Below are 17,055 nucleotides of genomic sequence, written 5' to 3'. Positions count from 1 at the left end.
GGTGCGGGCTCGGATGCCTCGGTCATGCGCCCATCGTGGCATCCGATCTCGCCGCGTCGGAAGGCATAGCGAACCGAAAGGCGATTCGCGTACGGTTGGCGAGACCCTGACTTCCATCGAGAGGCACCTCCATGTCTGCACGCCGCCCGTCCACCGCCGTCGCCCTGCTGGTGCCGGCGATCACCCTCATCGGCGCCGGCGCCGTCGCGGTCTACGGCGCGGTGCGCGTCTCGGCCACCAACAGCGCCCTGGTCGAAGCCCTGCAGAGCCCCACCGCGACCGCCGCCGACGTCTACGGCGGGCAGGCGGAGCTGCAGATCGCCTCGACCCTGCTCGGTGCGGGCATCATCGGCGTGGTCATCGCGCTCGCCGTGTTCGGTGTGCTCCTCGCCCTCGGCGGGTTCTCGGGCGCGGCCTCCGACGCCGCGTCGGACGCCGACGCCGACGAGTTCGACGACGACATCGACGACGAAGGCTTCGAGGAGGATTCGGTCGAAACCGTCTCGGCCGCCGTCGCAGACGCACCCGCCGCGCCCGCCGCACCCGCCGCGGCCCCCGCCTCCGAGACGGCCGAGGTCGTCGAAGCGGTCGAGGCGGTCGAGGCCCCGGCCGCGCCTGAGGCTCCCGCCGCGCCCGCCGAGGGCGACGCACCCCGCGCCTGACATGCCGGCGACGGCCTCCGACGTCTGCTCCGCGCTCGCCGACCTCGCGAGCGCGGAGCGCGCGGAGGCCTACGCCTGGTTCTTCAAGACCGGCCCGGGCGGGTACGGCGAGGGCGACGAGTTCATCGGCGTGACGATGCCGCAGATCCGGGCCGTCGCCAAGCGATTCGCCGACCTGCCGCAGGCCGAGCTCGACGAACTCGTCGCGAGCCCGTTCCACGAGCACCGGATGTGCGGGCTGGTCGTCATGACCGACCGGTTCCGCCGGGCGAGCCGGGCGCGCACGCGCGACGACGCGCAGCGCCAGGCGCTGCACGCGTCGTACCTCGAGCACCTGGCGGCCGGGCACGTCGACAACTGGGACCTCGTGGATGCCACGGCCGAGTACCTGGTCGGAGACATCCTGTTCGTCCCCGCCCCCGCCGACCCGTTCCCGGCGCTCAGCGCCCGCCTCGCGGCATCCGACTCGGTCTGGCACCGCCGCGTCGCGGTGGTGGCGACCTTCGCCGCGATCAAGGCGGGCGACGCGCGCCCGACGATCGAGGTGGCGACCCGGCTCGTCGAAGACCCGCACGACCTCATCCGCAAAGCCGTCGGCTGGATGCTGCGCGAGGTCGGCAAGCGGATCTCGCGCGACGAGCTGCTCGCCTTCCTCGACGAGCACGCCGCGCGGATGCCCCGCGTCATGCTGTCGTACGCGACCGAGCATCTCGACCCGTCGCACCGCGCCGCCTACCGCGCGATGCGCTGACCGCCGCGGCGCCCCGTAAGGTGACGGCATGGGGTGGGCGAGGCGTCGGCGCGTCTCCGGCGTCGGGTTCGTCGCGGTGCTCGCAGCAGCATCGCTGCTCGCCGGCTGCGCCCCCGCGGCCGTCGACGACGCGCTCTGGTCGGTCGGGCGGCCGCCGCGCATCGGCGTCGGCGTGCCGGTCGAGCCGCAGCCCGTGGAGCCGTGGTTCGACGGCGAGGATCGGCTCGGCCGGTCTCCGCAGCCGCGGGTGGCGACCGGTCGGGCGATCCCGCAGTTCGACCCCGAGGAGGCACCGGGTCTCGTGTCGCGCCTCGCGGCGATGGCCGGTGCCGACTTCACCGCGGTGGCCAGGTGGGCGACGCCGCCCGGGCGCACCGGATTCGGCGATCGGCTCGACGGCTTCGTCGCCGGTGCGGTGCGCGAGTACGCGTCGTCGCGCGGGGCGGGCTGGACGCCCGGTGTCGACATCGCGCCCGGCGGGGTCGGGCCGGCGTGCGCCCGGACCGGGCCGCCGTCCGGCGCGCACGCGTTCTCGATCGGATGCACCGTGGTCGCCGCATCCGGCCCGATGCTGGGCGAGCGCATCGTCGTGCTGCGCCGCGAGGCCGGAGTGACCGTCTCGGCGACCCGCGCCGTGCAGTACCGCGCGCCCGACGGCGCGCTCGGCGACGGCGCCGACCTCTACCGCCCCGAGACGCACCGGCAGGTGCTCGGCCAGCTCGCTCGCGCGCTCGTGCTCGGCAACCTGCTGCCGCCCGGCGCGGCGCCGTTCCGCGACGTCACGGCGGAGGGCGCGCGGGCGATCCTCGCCGATTCGACCGTCGTCGCCGAGGGTGTCGTGATCGCGGTGCCGTGGCCCGTGCGTGCCGACGGGTCGGGGGAGTACACCGTGACGGTCGTCCTGCCCGCGCGCACCGTGGGGCCGTGGCTCACGGGATTCGGGCGGAGCATCCTCGACGCCGTACGCGCCGCCGAACCGTTCGACGCCGGCGACGCGCCCACCGCGGCCGACCCGGTCGACTGCACCCTCGTCGCCTGCGTGTCCATCACCTACGACGACGGCCCGACCGGCCTGACCGACACGCTGCTCGACACGCTCGCGGATCGGCGCGCGCCCGCGACGTTCTTCCTCCAGGGCGGCTACGTCGGCAACCGCCCCGACACGGTGCGGCGCACGGCGGCCGAGGGGCACGAGCTCGGCAATCACACCTGGGGGCATCCCGATCTCACGAAACTGCCCGACGACCAGGTGCGCGCCGAGATCGACCGCACCCAGGCGGCGATCGCCGCGGTGACCGGGCAGGCGCCGGCGATGGTGCGGCCGCCGTACGGGGCATCCGATGAGCGGGTGCGCTCGCTCGTGCCGCTCGTCTGGGTCGTCTGGAGCGTCGACACGAACGACTGGCGCGACCCCGGCGTCGAATCGCTCACCGCGTACGCCGTAGGTGCCGCCGGGCGCGGCGGCATCATCCTCATGCACGACACGCACGCGCAGACGGTCGAGGCGGCCGCGGGCATCGTCGACGGCCTGCGCGCGCGGGGGTTCACGCTCGCGACGGTCGGCAGCCAGTTCGGCGGCGTGCTGCCCCCGCCGGGCACCCTGGTCTCGCACGGGCAGTGAGCGGCGCCGCGCTCATCTGCAGCGCCCATCCGACCCCGGTGGAGGTCTGCGGGCAGGGTGTCGGGAGGCGTATGGGCCGGGTCAGCGGGCGAGCAGCTGCGCGATGCGGTCGGGCACCGTCGAGTCCTGCAGCGAGGTGGTGTCGCCGAGCGTGCGACCCTCGGCGAGATCGACCAGCAGCCGGCGCATGATCTTGCCCGAGCGGGTCTTCGGCAGGTCGGTGACGAAGACCACATCACGGGGCTTCGCGATCGGCCCGATGGCGGATGCCACGTGCGCGCGCAGCGCGGCAGCGCGATCGGATGCCTCGCCCGAGGCATCCGGGTGGCCCTCGACGCCGTCGCCGGCGACCACGAACGCGGCGATCGCCTCACCGGTCGTGGCATCGGAGACGCCGACCACGCCCGCCTCGGTGACCGACGGGTGCGCGACCAGCGCCGACTCGATCTCGATCGTCGAGAGCCGGTGCCCCGACACATTGATGACGTCGTCGACCCGGCCGAGCAGCCACACGTCGCCGTCGGCGTCGAGCTTCGCGCCGTCGCCCGAGAAGAACGAGCCGCGGTGCGCGAAGCGCTCCCAGTACGACGCGCGGTACCGGTCGGGGTCGCCCCACACCGTGCGCGCCATGCCCGGCCAGGTGCCGTCGACCACCAGGTAGCCGCCGCTGCCCGGCGCGACGTCGTCGCCGTGCTCGTCGACGACGCGCGTGCGCAGGCCGGGCAGCGCGCGCAGCGACGACCCGGGCTTCAGCGTGTCGACGCCGGGCAGCGGCGCCTGCACCGCGGCGCCCGTCTCGGACTGCCACCACGTGTCCACGATCGGCGCGCGGCCGCCGCCGATCTCGCGGTGGAACCACACCCACGCCTCGGGGTTGATCGCCTCGCCGACCGAGCCGAGCAGGCGGATGCTCGACAGATCGAAGCCGCGCACCCCGGCCGGGAACCACGTCATGAGGCTGCGGATCAGCGTCGGCGCCGTGTAGTACGTCGTCACCCCGTACCGCTGGATGATCTCGAAGTGCCGGCCCGGGTGCGGCGTGTTCGGCGTGCCCTCGTAGATCACGCTGGTCAGCCCGTTCAGCAGCGGGCCGTACAGCTCGTACGTGTGCGCGGTCACCCACGCGAGGTCGGCCGTGCACCAGTACACGTCGTCGGGCTTCACGTCGAACACCGCCCACTGCGTGTACGCGGCGTGCGTCAGGTAGCCGCCGGTCGTGTGCACGAGGCCCTTCGGGCGCCCGGTCGTGCCCGACGTGTAGATGATGAACAGCGGGTTCTCGGCGTCGAAGAACTCGGGCTCGTGGGTGTCGGGCTGGCGGTCGACGACGTCGTGCCACCAGACGTCGCGGCCGGGCGTCCACGGGATGCCGGGCGTCTCGTCGCCCGTGCGCCGGATCACGAGCACGTGCTCGATGGATGCCACGCCGTCGACCGCGGCGTCCGCGGCCGCCTTGACGGGCACCGCCTGCCCCCGCCGGAACTGCCCGTCGGTCGTGACGAGCAGCTTCGCGCCCGTGTCCTCCACCCGGAACCGCAGCGCCTCGGCCGAGAACCCCCCGAACACGAGCGAGTGCACGGCGCCGAGCCGCGCGACGGCGAGGGTGACGATGACGGTCTCGAGCAGCACCGGCAGGTAGACCACGACCCGGTCGCCACGGCCGATGCCGAGCTCGGTGAGCGCGTTCGCCGCCTTGGCGACCTCGCGCTCGAGTTCGGCGTAGGTGAGCGAACGGCGGTCGCCGCGCTCGCCCTCGAAGAAGAAGGCGACCTTGTCGCCCAGGCCGGATGCCACGTGCCGGTCGACGCAGTTCACGGCCGTGTTCAGCCGCCCGCCCGAGAACCAGGTCGCCCCGACGGGCCCCCCGGTCGGCTCGGCCCCCACCGGGTGCGCCCACGTGTGCGCCGTCTGCCACCGCTCGGCCCAGTCGAGCCGTTCGGCCTGCCGCTCCCAGAACGCGACCGGGTCGGCGTCGGCTGCGGCGTACAGCGCCTCGGCGTCGGCCGCGGTCACGTTCGCCTGCGCCGCGAACGCGGCGGGCACGGGGTAGCGGCGCTGCTCGTCGAGCAGGGTGTCGATGGTCATGCTGGCGTCCTTCGCGAATCGGTCGCGGCAACGCCGGCGCGAGGCATCCGTACCCCATCGACGGTAGGCGACCTCGCCCGCCGGTGTCGGGCCGGGCGTCACGCCCCGTAACCCCGGGCTTCGATTCGGGAATTCCCGGGTGCGCACCGGGGACCGGGTGTGGACGCAGCCAGACCATCGGATTAGCGTGGCGCGCATCGCATCGCACGTCGTCGCGTCAGCCCACATCCTCGAGAGGGCCGCCCCATGCCGGAAGTCACGATCTCCCCGACCGCCTCGGAGCCCCAGCCCGAGAACGCCCCACCCCGCCGGTCGTTCGCCGACGCCCTGCGGTCGCTCGGACGCAACCGCATCGGAGCGATCCTGCTGCTCGCAGCCACCGTCGCGGCGATCATCTGGGCGAACGCCGGCGCCGGCGGCTACGAGTCGTTCTGGGAGACGCAGCTGTCGATCGGGGTCGCCGACCTGCGGCTCGACTTCACCCTCCACTCGGTCGTCAACGACGCGCTCATGGCGATGTTCTTCTTCACCGTCGGGCTCGAGGTGCGTCGCGAGTTCGCGATCGGCGAGCTCACCAGCTGGTCGCGCGCGCTCGTGCCCGTGATCGCCGCGCTCGCCGGCCTCGCGGTGCCCGCACTGCTCTTCGTGCTCATCGCGTCGGGGACGGGCCACGAGCACGCCTGGGGCGTGGTCATCTCGACCGACACGGCGTTCCTGGTCGGCGCGCTCGCGCTCGTGGGGCCGAAAGTGCCCGGGCGACTGCGCGTGTTCCTGCTCGCGCTCGCCGTCGTCGACGACATCGGGGCGCTCAGCATCATCGCGTTCGTCTACACCGAGGACTTCACCCCGCTGCCGCTGGCGCTGGCCGCGGTCGGTCTGGCGGGGGTCTACCTGACCCGCTACCTGCGCGGCGGACGGGGCCCGGTCTACGCGACGCTCGCCGTCTTCGTCTGGCTCTGCTTCCTCGCATCGGGCGTGCATCCGACGCTCGCCGGAGTGGCGATCGCGTTGCTCGTGCCGGTCTACCGGCCGAACCGCCGCGACGTCGAACACGCCCTCGAACTCGCGCGGACCTTCCGTCAGTCACCGAACAGCGAGTACGCGCGGCAGGCCGCGAACAGCCTGCGCGAGTCGATCTCGATCAACGAGCGACTGCAATCGGCGTGGGACCCGTACATCGCGTACTTCGTCCTGCCGGTGTTCGCGCTCGCGAACGCGGGCGTGCACCTCAGCCCCGAGATCCTCGCCGACGCGGCGGGGTCGGCGGTGACCTGGGGCATCGTCGTCGGGCTCGTGGTGGGCAAGTTCGTCGGCGTCTTCGGATCGACCTCCGTGCTGCGCCGGCTGCGAGTCGGCGAATTCGGCATGGGGCTCACCTCGGCGCGCATGGCCGGCGGGGCGGCGCTGTGCGGCATCGGCTTCACGATCTCGCTGTTCATCGTCGACCTCGCGATCGACGACGACGCCGCACAGAACGAGGCGCGCGTCGGCGTGCTCGCCGCGTCGCTCATCGCGTTCCTCCTGGCCACCGCGATCTTCCGCATCTCCGACGCGGTCAGCCCCGTGCAGCGGGTCGGCGAGACGCTCGCGCGGCCGGTCGACTCGACGCGCGATCACGTGTTCGGCTCCGACGACGCCGAGTACACGATCGTCGAGTACGGCGACTTCCAGTGCCCGTTCTGCCTGAAGGCCTCGGGGTCGATCCAGGAGGTGCACGAGGTGCTCGGCGACCGGCTGCGCTACGTCTGGCGGCACGCGCCGCTCTCGCAGGTGCATCCGAACGCCCAGGCGGCGGCCGAGGCGTCCGAGGCGGCCGCCCTGCAGGGCCGGTTCTTCGAGATGGAGCGGAGCCTGTTCGCCGACCAGGACCACCTGCTGCCCGGCGACATCCTGCGCCGTGCCGCCGAGCTCGGCCTCGACGTCGACCGGTTCGAATCCGACCTGACCTCCGCGCAGGTCGCCGCCCGCGTCCGCGACGACGTCCTCGACGCCGAGGCGATGGACATCACGTCCACGCCGACCCTGTTCGTCAACGGTCGGCGGCACCGGGGTCCGTTCGACGCGCGCTCGCTCATCCGGGCCCTCCAGGAGACGCAGCCGGCCGCGACCCCGGAATCCTCCTCGGACCCCTCGTCGCGGCCGGTCGAGCCACGTGTCGAGGACGTCAGCTGAACTTGCGGCGGTAGATCGCGACGGCCCAGACATAGGCGACGAGGAGGATGCCGACGAGCCAGGCGAGCGCGACCCAGATGTCGGCGCCGACCGGCTGCTGCGCGAACAGCGCCCGCAGGGTGTTCACGATCGACGTCACCGGCTGGTGCTCGGCGAACCAGGCGACCGGTGCGGGCATCGACCCGGTCGGCACGAACGCCGAGCTGATGAACGGGAGGAAGATCAGCGGATAGCTGAACGCGCTCGCGCCGTCGACCGTCTTCGCCGAGAGCCCCGCGACCACCGCGAGCCAGGTCAGAGCCAGGGTGAACAGCACCAGGATTCCGGCGACGGCGAGCCAGGCGCCGACCGATGCGCCGGTGCGGAAGCCCATGATCAGCGCCACGCCGACCACGATCGCGACCGAGACGAGGTTCGCGACGAGCGACGTGAGCACGTGCGCCCAGAGCACGCTGGACCTCGCGATCGGCATGGACTGGAATCGTTCGAAGATGCCGCCCTGCAGGTCGAGGAACAGCCGGTACGCCGTGTACGCGATGCCCGACGCGATCGTGATCAGCAGGATGCCCGGGAGCAGATAGTCGATGTACGACCCGGCGGAGCCCGTGTCGATCGCCCCGCCGAGCACGTACACGAACAGGAGCATCAGGGCGATCGGGGTGATCGCGGTGGTGATGATCGTGTCGGGGCTGCGGAGGATGTGGGTCAGCGAGCGGCCCGTGAGGACACGGGTGTCGCCGAGGGCGTGCGCGGTCATGATGACTCCGTTCCGGTCGGTGCGCCGACCAGCGCGAGGAACACCTCCTCGAGCGTGGGCTGCTTCTCGACGTACTCGACCTGGGCGGCCGGGAGGAGCTGCTTCAGCTCGGCGAGGGTGCCGTTCTGGATGATGCGGCCCTCGTGCAGGATCGCGATGCGGTCGGCCAACTGCTCGGCCTCGTCGAGGTACTGCGTGGTGAGCAGCACGGTGGTGCCGCCCTCGGCGAGCTGCTGCACCGTCTGCCAGACCTCGATGCGGGCCTGCGGGTCGAGGCCCGTCGTCGGCTCGTCGAGGAAGATGACGGGCGGGTCGCCGATCAGGCTCATCGCGATGTCGAGGCGGCGGCGCATGCCGCCCGAGTAGGTGCCCGCGCGGCGCCCGCCCGCCTCGGTGAGCGAGAAGCGCGCCAGCAGGTCGTCGGCGATCGCGGCCGGATGCTTCAGATGCCGCAGCTTCGCGACCAGGACGAGGTTCTCGCGCCCGGTGAGCACCTCGTCGACCGCGGCGAACTGCCCGGTCAGGCTGATCGACTCGCGCACGTCGCCGGGCTTCTCGGCCACGTCGTGGCCGTGCACCGTCGCGGCACCCGCATCGGCGTTCAGCAGGGTCGCGAGGATGCGCACGAGCGTCGTCTTGCCGGCGCCGTTCGAGCCGAGCAGCGCGAAGATGGTCCCCGGTGCGACGTCGAAGTCGACGCCGCGCAGCACGTGCAGGTCCTGGAACGACTTCTCGATGCCGCGTACGCGGATCGCCGGTTGGAGTGCGGTGTTCACGGTGGTTCCCTCCCGCCGAGGCCAGCGAGCCTCAGTTCTCGTCTGCGGTGGCTTCGCCGATCGCGTCGGTGAGGCGCTGCTTCTCTTTGTTGCGCCACTGCCCGTCGGCGTAGTTCGCGAGGAACGTCTCGGCGAACTCCACGGGGTCGTCGCCGACGATCGCGCTGACGGGCGTGCCGTCGGCGGCGGCCTGCTCGAAGAGCGTGGCCAGGTCGTCGAACATCCTGAGCATCACGTCGCTCTTCACGACGCCGCCCGAGTAGATGACGTAGCGGTCGAGCGCCTGGGCGGCCGTGCGGTATTTGCCGGGCAGCGCCTCGAGGCGAGCCTTGTACTGCTTGTACTGCTTCTTGTCGTCGAGCGATCCGGTGATCGTCTCGATCCATTTCGCGGCCATGTCAGTTCCCCTTCGCGTGGAGCTGTGCGATCCGGTCTGCGAGGAAGCTCCATGTCCTCCAGAATTCGTCGAGGTCCTGCTGACCTCTGGGGTTGAGCGAGTACACCTTGCGCGGCGGCCCCTTCTCGGAGGGGACCTTCTCGACATCGACGAGCCCGCGCTGCTCGATGCGCACCAGCAGGGCGTAGATCGTGCCCTCGGCGATGTCGGTGAACCCCTGCTCGCGAAGCCGCGCGGTGATCTCGTACCCGTACGCGGGCTGCCCCGCGATGAGTGCGAGCACGATGCCCTCCAAGGTGCCCTTGAGCATCTCGGTCATCTGCTTCCCCATCACGCCTCCTCTCGACTAGTCGGTGTTGCTGAGTACTGGTACATAGTAAGCATGAGTACCGGTAGATAGCAACACTGAATACCGCAATCGGCGGAAAGCTCGCCCGACTGCGCCAGTTCGCGCCGGTCTGCGCCATCCGGGATGGCGCACGCGACGCTCGGCGCCCCCGGTTGCGCCACTTCGGGCGCGTCTGCGCCATCCGACCTGGTGCGGAGGATGCGCAACTGGCGCAGAGCCGAGCCTGAAGCCCGGGTGGCTCAGGGCGCGGGAGGGTTCACGCCCAGCGGCGCACGGCCCACTTCTCGAACAGGCCGACGACGGCGTCGGTGAGCTTGCCGAGGATCGCGAGCAGGATGATCGCGAGGAAGATCCGGTCGATGCGACCGTTGTTGCCCGAGTCGACGAGCAGGAACCCGAGGCCCATCGAGCTCGCGATGAGCTCGGCCGCCACGAGGAACAGCCACGCCTGCGCGAGCGCGAGCCGCAGCGCCGACACGACGGAGGGCACCACGGCGGGCAGCTGCACCGCCGTGAACAGGCGGATGCCGCGCAGCCCGAACGCGCGCCCCGCTTCGAAGAGCTGTCGGTCGACGTGCCGCAGCGCGGCCGCCACGATCGTGTACACGGGGAAGAACGCGCCGATCGCGATGAGGATGATCTTGGACTCTTCGCCGATCTTGAACCAGAGGATCAGCAGCGGAACCCAGGCCAGCGACGGCACCGCGCGGATCGCGCCGAGCGTCGGCGAGAGCAGGATGTCGCCCAGCTTCGAGAGCCCGACGATCGCGCCGGCTGCGAGCCCGATCGCGGCCCCGAACGCGAATCCGATGAAGACGCGCTGCGTCGAGATCGCGACGTAGAGCCCGAGCAGGCCGCGCTGCGCGAGGTCGACGGCGGCGAGCCACACCATCTCGGGGCTCGGCAGCTGCGAGACGGGCACCGCGCCCGAGGTCGACACGACCTGCCAGGTGATGAGCAGCACGATGGGGATGAGTGCGCCGCCGACGACGCGGAACCAGCGGCGGTCGACCAGGCGGCGACGGGCGCCCGCAGCGCCCGGAGCACCGGGTGCCCCCGGCGTACCGGCCGACCCGGGCGCGGAGGAGGACGGGGAGACGGATGCCTCGCGGCGGTCGATGCCCGACGATCCGAGCGGTCCCGCTGCGGCGACGGCGAGCCCGCCGTCGGCCACGGGTGACGCGAACTGCCCGTCGACCGAGGTCACCGAGGCATCCGCTCGCTCATCGCGGGCCGAAGCCCGATCATCGGTGCGCGTTCCGCGCGAGGCATCCGTCATCTGCTCGGCCTCAGTCTTCGAAGCGCGACGGGTCGGCCGCGGAGGCGAACTCGTCGTTGATGAGCGTGTCGAGCGCGTCGTCGACCTGCTGCTGCGAGGCGACGTCGCCGAGTTCGACGAAGATCGGGCCGATCTTCTCGAGCACCGCGACCTGCGTGTCGCCGGGCACGTGGTCGACGTCGAGGTTGGTGCGCTCGTCGATGACCTTGGTGGCGACCGAGAGTTCGAGGCCGGCGACGTCGGCGAGGATCTGCGCGGTCTCCTCGGGGTTCGCCTCGGCCCACTCGCGCGCCTTCGCGTACGCGTCGACGACGGCCTGCGCGACCTCGGGCTTGTTCTGGATGAAGTCCTCGGTGGCGTTCAGGAACCCGTACGAGTTGAAGTCGACGTTGCGGTAGAACAGCGTCGCGCCGGCCTCTTCGGCACCGGCCATGATCGGGTCCAGGCCCGCCCACGCGTCGACCGAACCGTTCTGCAGGGCGGCCCAACCGTCGGCGTGCTGCAGGTTCTGCACGGTGATCTCGTCGGGCGAGACGCCCTCGGCCTCGAGCGACTGCAGCAGGAAGAAGTACGGGTCGGTGCCCTTGGTGGCGGCGACCTGCTTGCCCTTCAGGTCCTGCACGGTCGAGATGCCGGTGCCGTCGACCGTGACCAGGGCCGACCATTCGGGCTGCGAGTACAGGTCGATCACCTGGATCGGCGACCCGTTCGAGCGGGCGAGCAGCGCCGCCGAACCGGCGGTCGAACCGACCTCGACCGCGCCGGCGCGCAGCGCCTCGTTCGCCTTGTTCGAGCCCGCCGACTGCACCCAGGTGACCTCGAGGCCGAGGTCTTCGAGCCAGCCCTGGTCTTTGATCACGAGCGACAGCGGGTTGTAGGTGGCGAAGTCGATCGCGAGGGTCTGGCCCTCGAGCGAGGTGGCGCCGTCGCCGGCTTCGGATGCCTCGGGCTGGGCGGCCTGGCCCTCGCCGGCGACGCACCCGGTCAGGACGAGGGCGGATGCCGCGGCGACGACGCCGGCCGCGAGCGCGGAGCGGAGGAAGCGGGAGCGGGACATGGGCGGGACTCCTTCGATGGGCGGTGCAGGGCTGTGTCAGTAGGGCTGTGTCAGTAGGGGTAGTGCGGGATGGTCGTGGTCGCGGGGATGCCACGTGCCTTGCCGTGACGGTCGATGCCGAGGCCGTCGAGGAGGCGGCCGCGGAGTTCGGCGAGCTCGGCCGATCCGCGGTCGCGCGGTCGGTGGCCGGGGACGGTGACGACCTGGCGGATGACGGCTCCTGGGGCTGCCGGGCCGAGTTCGTCGTCGTCGGGTTCGGCACCGAGCAGGATGACCCGGTCGGCGAGCTGCAACGCCTCGTCGACGTCGTGGGTGACCAGGAGGACGGTCGTGGGGGCGGCCGCGTGCACGTCGAGCAGCAGGTCCTGCATCTTCAGCCGGGTGAGCGCGTCGAGCGCGCCGAACGGCTCGTCGAGCAGCAGCACCTCGGGCCGGCGGGCGAGCGCCCGGGCGAGCGAGGTGCGCTGCGCCATGCCGCCCGAGATCTCGCGGGGGCGGTGGCGGGCGAACGACGCGAGACCGACGAGTTCGAGCAGCTCGGCGACGCGGGCGCGGCCGGTCTGCCGCGGCGTACCGCGGGGAAGGCCGAGCGCCACGTTCTGCTCGACCGAGCGCCACGGCAGCAGCCGCGGCTCCTGGAACCCCACCGCGCAGCGCACGTCGTAGTCGCGCACGGGCGTGCCGTCGATCTCGACCGAGCCCGCGGTGGCGCGGTCGAGCCCGCCGACGATGCGCAGCAGCGTCGACTTGCCGCAGCCGCTCGGCCCGAGGATCGCGACGATCTCACCGGGCACGACCTCGAGGTCGACGTCGCGCAGCACGGGGCGCTCGCCGAACGACCGGCCGAGGCCGGTGAGCCGCACGCCGACCGCGGTGCCGGCGACGTCGGCGGGGGTGGAAGCTACTGCGACGGACACAGGGGTTCTCCGAAGAACGTGGAATGGCGGTGCTTCGAAGCTACCCACGCCCGCAGATCCTGTCGTGGCCGCCCGACCCGCGACGTAACACGCGCCCGCCGTCGGATCCGTTCGAGGTGCGGGGGTCGGCGCGGCAGAATTGCAGGTATGACGAGGACGGTACGCGGCGCGACACTGCTCATCACCGGGGGCGGCGCCGGCATGGGTCGGATGTACGCCGAGCGGGCTGTGGCGGAGGGCGCGGCATCCGTCATCCTGTGGGATCGCGACGCCGGCGCGCTGGCCCGCACCGCCGACGAGCTCGGCGCCCGCTCGCGCGGCCGCACCCGCGTGCACACCTACGTGGTCGACGTGGGCGACCTCGGCGCGATCGCGAAGCACGCGCAGAAGGTGCGCAAAGAGGTCGGCAACCCCGACATCGTCGTGAACAATGCCGGCATCGTGCGCGGCAACCGGTACTTCTGGGAGACCGACAGCGGCGAGGACATCCGCCCGACCATGCTCGTCAACGCGCTCGCGCCGATGTACGTCGCCCGCGAGTTCCTGCCGGGCATGATCGCCGACCCCGCCCGCGAGGCGCGCATCGTGAACATCGCGAGCGCGGCCGGCACGCTCGGCAACCCGCGGATGGCGACCTACGCCGCGTCGAAGGCGGCCGTCATCGGCTGGAGCGACTCGCTGCGCATCGAGCTCGAGCAGGCCGGGCACCGGCACGTGAAGGTGCTCACCGTGACCCCGAGCTACATCTCGACCGGCATGTTCGCCGGTGCGACGGGCCCGCTGCTCGCGCCGGTGCTCGAGCCCGACTACGTCATCGACCGGGTGTGGCGGTCGATGCTCGCCGGCGATCCGCTGCTCGAGCTGCCGTCGAGCGTGCGCCTCTCACGCGTGCTGCGCGCCGTGCTGCCCACGCGCGTGTTCGACCGCGTCGTGGGCGACGGCTTCGGCGTCTACCGCTCGATGCAGGGGTTCACCGGGCGGCGCTGAGCGGGGCGTCCGATGCGGCGCTGAGCGGGGCATCCGCCGATGCGATGCGGTCCGCCCGCAGCCGCTTGCCCAGCGCGACCAGCAGCAGCGTGGTGCCGACGCCCAGCAGCAGGTGACCGGTGCCGGCGATGCCGGCGATCGCCTTCGAGCTCTCGAGCCCGAGGACGGTGAGCGACCCGTGCAGCGCCAGCATGCCGGCGGTGAGCACGAGGCCCGCGTTGTACGTCCAGAAGAACCATCCGAACAGGCGCGACCGGCTGAGCGCGAAGAGCCGCTCGAGCACCAGGAACAGCAGCATCGCGAGGAATCCGAGCGTGAGCAGGTGGGTGTGCACCACGGCGAGCTGCGTGGCGCCGCCCTCGGGGAACCCGGTGAGTTTCGTGAACTCGCGGTGGAAGAGGCCGCCGGCGAGGCCGGCGGCGAGGTAGACGCAGGCTGCGATGAAGAGTCGTCTCATGCGGTCGAGCCTGTCGCGTCGGGCGGGTGCGCGCGTTCATCCGAACGGATGAATCGGGGCCGGCGCCGGCCGGGTAGCCTCGAGCCATGACCCGGTCGCACCACCGCGGCGATCCGCCGGGCATCGCGCGGATCCTCACCGTGCTCGGCTGGGCGGTCGCCGCGCTGCTGGCCGGGCTGGTCGCCATCGTGGTGCTGCGCGCGTGCATCGGGATCGCGGAATCCGGCTGGACGCCGACTGCGGTCGCGACGCTTGCGGGCGTGACCGGGTTCGTCGCGTGCTGCGCGCTCGGGGCGCGTTCCGCGGCCGGCACCGAGGCGCGTGCCCGGCGCGCCCGACGGATCCGGCTGGTCTGGCTCGCCGCCGCCGTCCTGATCTGGGCGGGGCTCGTCTGGGTCGCCGCGGACGCGCTGTTCCTCGCGTTCCCGCTGTGCTTCATCGTGCTGCACGAGCGGCCCGGGCTCCGCGGCATCGCCTGGGTGGCGGGCATCACCGCGATCGCCGTGGTCGTGCCCGGGCTGCGGTCGGGGTGGTCGCTCGGCGGGGTGATCGGGCCGGTGCTCGGCGCGGCCGTCGCGGTCGTGATCTCGGCGGCGCTCGAAGCGTTCATCCGGCAGGCGCGTGAGCGCGACCGGCTGATCGGCGAACTCACCGACACCCGGGACCGGCTCGCCGCCGCCGAACGCGAATCCGGCGTGCTCGCCGAGCGGGCGCGGATCGGCCGCGACCTGCACGACACGGTCGCGCAGGCCCTGTCGAGCATCCAGCTGCTGCTGCACGCGGCCGAGCGCGGTGCGCTCGACCCGGCCGTGCGGGCCGACGTCCGGCTCGCTCGGGAGACCGCGGGCGATGCGCTCGCCGAGTCGCGCCGGTTCATCGCCGGGCTGCGGGCGGATGCCACGGACGGACTCGCGGCCGCACTGCAGCGGCTCGCCGTCGAGACCACCGCGATCTCGAAGGTGCCCGTCGGCGCGCACGTGACGGGCGACCCGCACGACCTCGACGAGGTCACGGCGGGCGAGCTGCTGCGGATCGCCCAGGGCGCGGTCGCCAACGCGGTGCGGCACGCCGGCGCCACCCGGGTCGACCTGACGCTGAGCCATCTCGGGTCAGGTGAGGTCGCCCTCGACGTGGTCGACGACGGTGCGGGCTTCGACCCGGCGACCACCTCGGGGTTCGGTCTGCAGTCGATGCGCGAGCGTGCGGCGGCCCTCGGCGGCACGCTGAGCATCGAGTCGGCGCCGGGGCGCGGCACCGCCGTGGCCGTGACCGTTCCCGGGAGGTCGGCGTGATCCGCGTGCTCATCGTCGACGACCACCCCGTCGTGCGGGCCGGCCTGCGGGCGGTGCTGTCGTCGGAGCCCGATGTCGAGGTCGTCGCCGATCTCGGCGAGGCATCCGCCGCGATCGACGCGGTCGCGACCCTGCGACCCGACGTGGTGCTCATGGACCTGCAGTTCCCGACCGGGATGCAGGGCGCCGAAGCGACCGGCCTGATCCGCTCGGGCGGGCCGGAGCCCGTCGCCCCGCCCGCGGTGCTCATCCTCACCAACTACGACAGCGACCGCGACATCGTGCGCGCCATCGACGCGGGCGCCACGTCGTACCTGCTGAAGGACGCCCCGCCCGACGTGCTGGTGGCCGCGATCCGCTCGGCGGCGGCAGGAGACCCGGTGCGCGGCGCCGTGCTGCTCGCCGAACGCGCCGAGCTCGCCCCGCTCAGCCGCCGCGAGCTCGAGGTGCTCGAACTCGTCGCGGCCGGCGAGTCGAACCGTGCGATCGCCGCGGCCCTGCACCTCAGCGAGGCGACCGTGAAGTCGCACCTCGCCCGCATCAACCACCGGCTCGGCGCAACCTCGCGCACCGACGCGGTCGCGCGCGCCCGCGAGTGGGGCGTGCTGCGCGACTGACCCGCCGCCCGCTACAGGAACATCGGCCGGTCGAAGTCCTCGTCGTCGCCCTCGGCGTCGGCGAGGTCGACGAGCACCGGCACGTGGTCGCTCGGCGCGGTGCCCTTGCGCTCGTTGCGGTGGATCGAGGCATCCGTCACCCGCTCGGCGAACGCCGCCGAACCGAGGATGAAGTCGATGCGCATGCCCTCGTTGCGGGGGAACTTGAGCTGCTGGTAGTCCCAGTAGGTGTAGAGGCCCTCGGGCACCCGCGCGCGCACCACGTCGGCGACACCCGCGTTCTCGAGTGTGAAGAACGCCTCGCGCTCCTCGGGCGACACGTGCGTGGTGACCCCGACCCGCACGGCCGGGTCGCCGTTGTCGACGTCGAACGGCGCGATGTTGAAGTCGCCCATGAGCGCGAACGGCACCTCGGGCCGACCGGTGGTCTCGGCGCGCGTGTACTCGGTCAGCGCGGCGAGCCAGTCGAGCTTGTACACGTAGTGCGGGTCGGCGAGGGCGCGCCCGTTCGGCACGTACAGGCTCCACAGCCGCACGCCGCCGACGGTCGCGCCGAGCGCACGCGCCTCGATCGGCAGGTCGGGCCCGTCATGCCCCTTCAGGAAGCCGGGCTGGCCCGGGAAGTGCGTCTCGACATCGGTGATCGGATGCCTCGCGGCGATCGCGACCCCGTTCCACTGGTTCAGCCCGTGCGCGACGACCTCGTACCCGGCCGCCTCGAACGCCTCGTGCGGAAACTGCTCGGGCTTACACTTGATCTCCTGCATCGCGAGCACGTCGACGTCTTCGCGCACCAGCCAGTCGACGACCCGGGCGTGGCGGGTGCGGATCGAGTTGACGTTCCAGGTGGCGATGCGCATGCGATCCAGCGTAAGCGGC

General features: G+C 72.3%; 17 protein-coding genes. 7 read left to right on the top strand and 10 right to left on the bottom strand.

Translation table 11 applies throughout. The annotated features are described in order from the left end of the window. Positions 1–131: 131 nt before the first annotated feature. Genes MTO99_RS13530 through MTO99_RS13520 form a run of 3 tightly spaced genes read left to right on the top strand, consistent with a single transcriptional unit; the run spans position 132 to position 3,034 of the window. Positions 132–662, top strand: a complete 531-nt coding sequence (locus MTO99_RS13530; protein ID WP_243554163.1) for a hypothetical protein — start codon at positions 132–134, stop codon at positions 660–662. A 1-nt stretch (position 663) separates the two neighbouring features. Beyond that, positions 664–1,413: a DNA alkylation repair protein gene (locus MTO99_RS13525; protein WP_243554162.1), complete on the top strand. Its 750-nt coding sequence runs from the start codon at positions 664–666 to the stop codon at positions 1,411–1,413. Positions 1,414–1,441: 28 nt separating this feature from the next. Next, complete coding sequence (locus MTO99_RS13520; RefSeq protein WP_243554161.1) at positions 1,442–3,034, top strand: polysaccharide deacetylase family protein; 1,593 nt, start codon at positions 1,442–1,444, stop codon at positions 3,032–3,034. An 81-nt stretch (positions 3,035–3,115) separates the two neighbouring features. Here MTO99_RS13520 and acs read toward each other — a convergent pair whose 3' ends face one another. After that, entirely contained in the window at positions 3,116–5,119 is a 2,004-nt protein-coding gene (acs, locus tag MTO99_RS13515) for an acetate--CoA ligase (protein ID WP_243554160.1), read from the bottom strand. A gap of 246 nt (positions 5,120–5,365) precedes the next feature. Here acs and nhaA point away from each other — a divergent pair, with 246 nt between their 5' ends. After that, positions 5,366–7,291 carry a Na+/H+ antiporter NhaA gene (gene nhaA / locus MTO99_RS13510; RefSeq protein WP_243554159.1) on the top strand — a complete coding sequence of 642 codons (1,926 nt, stop codon included), beginning with the start codon at positions 5,366–5,368 and terminating at the stop codon, positions 7,289–7,291. Here nhaA and MTO99_RS13505 read toward each other — a convergent pair. The 7 genes from MTO99_RS13505 to MTO99_RS13475 form a co-directional block, all read right to left on the bottom strand. Further along, positions 7,284–8,048 (bottom strand): ABC transporter permease, encoded by a 765-nt coding sequence (locus MTO99_RS13505; RefSeq protein ID WP_243554158.1) that lies wholly within the window; start codon positions 8,046–8,048, stop codon positions 7,284–7,286. The two genes, nhaA and MTO99_RS13505, sit on opposite strands and share 8 nt — an antisense overlap. After that, positions 8,045–8,824, bottom strand: coding sequence for an ABC transporter ATP-binding protein (locus MTO99_RS13500; protein WP_243554157.1), 780 nt, complete (start codon positions 8,822–8,824; stop codon positions 8,045–8,047). Before MTO99_RS13500 ends, MTO99_RS13505 begins: the two co-directional genes overlap by 4 nt. A 31-nt stretch (positions 8,825–8,855) precedes the next feature. After that, complete coding sequence (locus tag MTO99_RS13495; RefSeq protein WP_243554156.1) at positions 8,856–9,221, bottom strand: DUF1048 domain-containing protein; 366 nt, start codon at positions 9,219–9,221, stop codon at positions 8,856–8,858. A 1-nt stretch (position 9,222) separates the two neighbouring features. After that, a complete protein-coding gene (locus MTO99_RS13490) occupies positions 9,223–9,552 on the bottom strand; it encodes a PadR family transcriptional regulator (protein WP_243554155.1) in 330 nt (109 codons plus the stop codon). Positions 9,553–9,826: 274 nt separating this feature from the next. Next, positions 9,827–10,585: an ABC transporter permease gene (locus MTO99_RS13485; protein WP_243559102.1), complete on the bottom strand. Its 759-nt coding sequence runs from the start codon at positions 10,583–10,585 to the stop codon at positions 9,827–9,829. A 274-nt stretch (positions 10,586–10,859) separates the two neighbouring features. Then, the gene (locus MTO99_RS13480; protein WP_243554154.1) at positions 10,860–11,906 is read right to left on the bottom strand and encodes an aliphatic sulfonate ABC transporter substrate-binding protein; all 1,047 of its coding nucleotides are present in this window, start codon (positions 11,904–11,906) and stop codon (positions 10,860–10,862) included. A 50-nt stretch (positions 11,907–11,956) separates the two neighbouring features. Next, the gene (locus MTO99_RS13475) at positions 11,957–12,823 is read right to left on the bottom strand and encodes an ABC transporter ATP-binding protein (protein WP_435520761.1); all 867 of its coding nucleotides are present in this window, start codon (positions 12,821–12,823) and stop codon (positions 11,957–11,959) included. Positions 12,824–12,970: 147 nt separating this feature from the next. Between MTO99_RS13475 and MTO99_RS13470 the strand changes: the two genes are divergently transcribed. Next, positions 12,971–13,810, top strand: a complete 840-nt coding sequence (locus MTO99_RS13470) for an SDR family NAD(P)-dependent oxidoreductase (RefSeq protein ID WP_243554153.1) — start codon at positions 12,971–12,973, stop codon at positions 13,808–13,810. On the opposite strand, the gene MTO99_RS13465 is transcribed toward MTO99_RS13470, so the two are convergent. After that, positions 13,794–14,267: a DUF2871 domain-containing protein gene (locus MTO99_RS13465; RefSeq protein WP_243554152.1), complete on the bottom strand. Its 474-nt coding sequence runs from the start codon at positions 14,265–14,267 to the stop codon at positions 13,794–13,796. The two genes, MTO99_RS13470 and MTO99_RS13465, sit on opposite strands and share 17 nt — an antisense overlap. 86 nt (positions 14,268–14,353) lie before the next feature. Between MTO99_RS13465 and MTO99_RS13460 the strand changes: the two genes are divergently transcribed. After that, positions 14,354–15,559 carry a sensor histidine kinase gene (locus tag MTO99_RS13460; protein ID WP_243554151.1) on the top strand — a complete coding sequence of 402 codons (1,206 nt, stop codon included), beginning with the start codon at positions 14,354–14,356 and terminating at the stop codon, positions 15,557–15,559. After that, positions 15,556–16,176, top strand: coding sequence for a response regulator transcription factor (locus MTO99_RS13455; protein WP_243554150.1), 621 nt, complete (start codon positions 15,556–15,558; stop codon positions 16,174–16,176). Before MTO99_RS13460 ends, MTO99_RS13455 begins: the two co-directional genes overlap by 4 nt. 11 nt (positions 16,177–16,187) lie before the next feature. Here the strand turns inward: MTO99_RS13455 and MTO99_RS13450 are convergent, their stop codons facing one another. Then, positions 16,188–17,036: an exodeoxyribonuclease III gene (locus tag MTO99_RS13450; protein ID WP_243554149.1), complete on the bottom strand. Its 849-nt coding sequence runs from the start codon at positions 17,034–17,036 to the stop codon at positions 16,188–16,190. Between the last annotated feature and the right edge of the window lie 19 nt (positions 17,037–17,055).

The organism is Agromyces larvae (assembly GCF_022811705.1).
Classification (GTDB): domain Bacteria; phylum Actinomycetota; class Actinomycetes; order Actinomycetales; family Microbacteriaceae; genus Agromyces; species Agromyces larvae.
The sequence above is the reverse complement of the archived record's forward strand: the minus strand, read 5'-3'. Positions and strand labels throughout refer to the sequence as shown.

Bases quoted from the DNA above. Each gene is read 5' to 3' on its own strand.
- MTO99_RS13530 (WP_243554163.1), top strand. From the start codon at position 132: ATGTCTGCACGCCGCCCGTCCACCGCCGTCGCCCTGCTGGTGCCGGCG.
- MTO99_RS13525 (WP_243554162.1), top strand. From the start codon at position 664: ATGCCGGCGACGGCCTCCGACGTCTGCTCCGCGCTCGCCGACCTCGCG.
- MTO99_RS13520 (WP_243554161.1), top strand. From the start codon at position 1,442: ATGGGGTGGGCGAGGCGTCGGCGCGTCTCCGGCGTCGGGTTCGTCGCG.
- acs (WP_243554160.1), bottom strand. From the start codon at position 5,119: ATGACCATCGACACCCTGCTCGACGAGCAGCGCCGCTACCCCGTGCCC.
- nhaA (WP_243554159.1), top strand. From the start codon at position 5,366: ATGCCGGAAGTCACGATCTCCCCGACCGCCTCGGAGCCCCAGCCCGAG.
- MTO99_RS13505 (WP_243554158.1), bottom strand. From the start codon at position 8,048: ATGACCGCGCACGCCCTCGGCGACACCCGTGTCCTCACGGGCCGCTCG.
- MTO99_RS13495 (WP_243554156.1), bottom strand. From the start codon at position 9,221: ATGGCCGCGAAATGGATCGAGACGATCACCGGATCGCTCGACGACAAG.
- MTO99_RS13490 (WP_243554155.1), bottom strand. From the start codon at position 9,552: ATGGGGAAGCAGATGACCGAGATGCTCAAGGGCACCTTGGAGGGCATC.
- MTO99_RS13480 (WP_243554154.1), bottom strand. From the start codon at position 11,906: ATGTCCCGCTCCCGCTTCCTCCGCTCCGCGCTCGCGGCCGGCGTCGTC.
- MTO99_RS13470 (WP_243554153.1), top strand. From the start codon at position 12,971: ATGACGAGGACGGTACGCGGCGCGACACTGCTCATCACCGGGGGCGGC.
- MTO99_RS13465 (WP_243554152.1), bottom strand. From the start codon at position 14,267: ATGAGACGACTCTTCATCGCAGCCTGCGTCTACCTCGCCGCCGGCCTC.
- MTO99_RS13460 (WP_243554151.1), top strand. From the start codon at position 14,354: ATGACCCGGTCGCACCACCGCGGCGATCCGCCGGGCATCGCGCGGATC.
- MTO99_RS13450 (WP_243554149.1), bottom strand. From the start codon at position 17,036: ATGCGCATCGCCACCTGGAACGTCAACTCGATCCGCACCCGCCACGCC.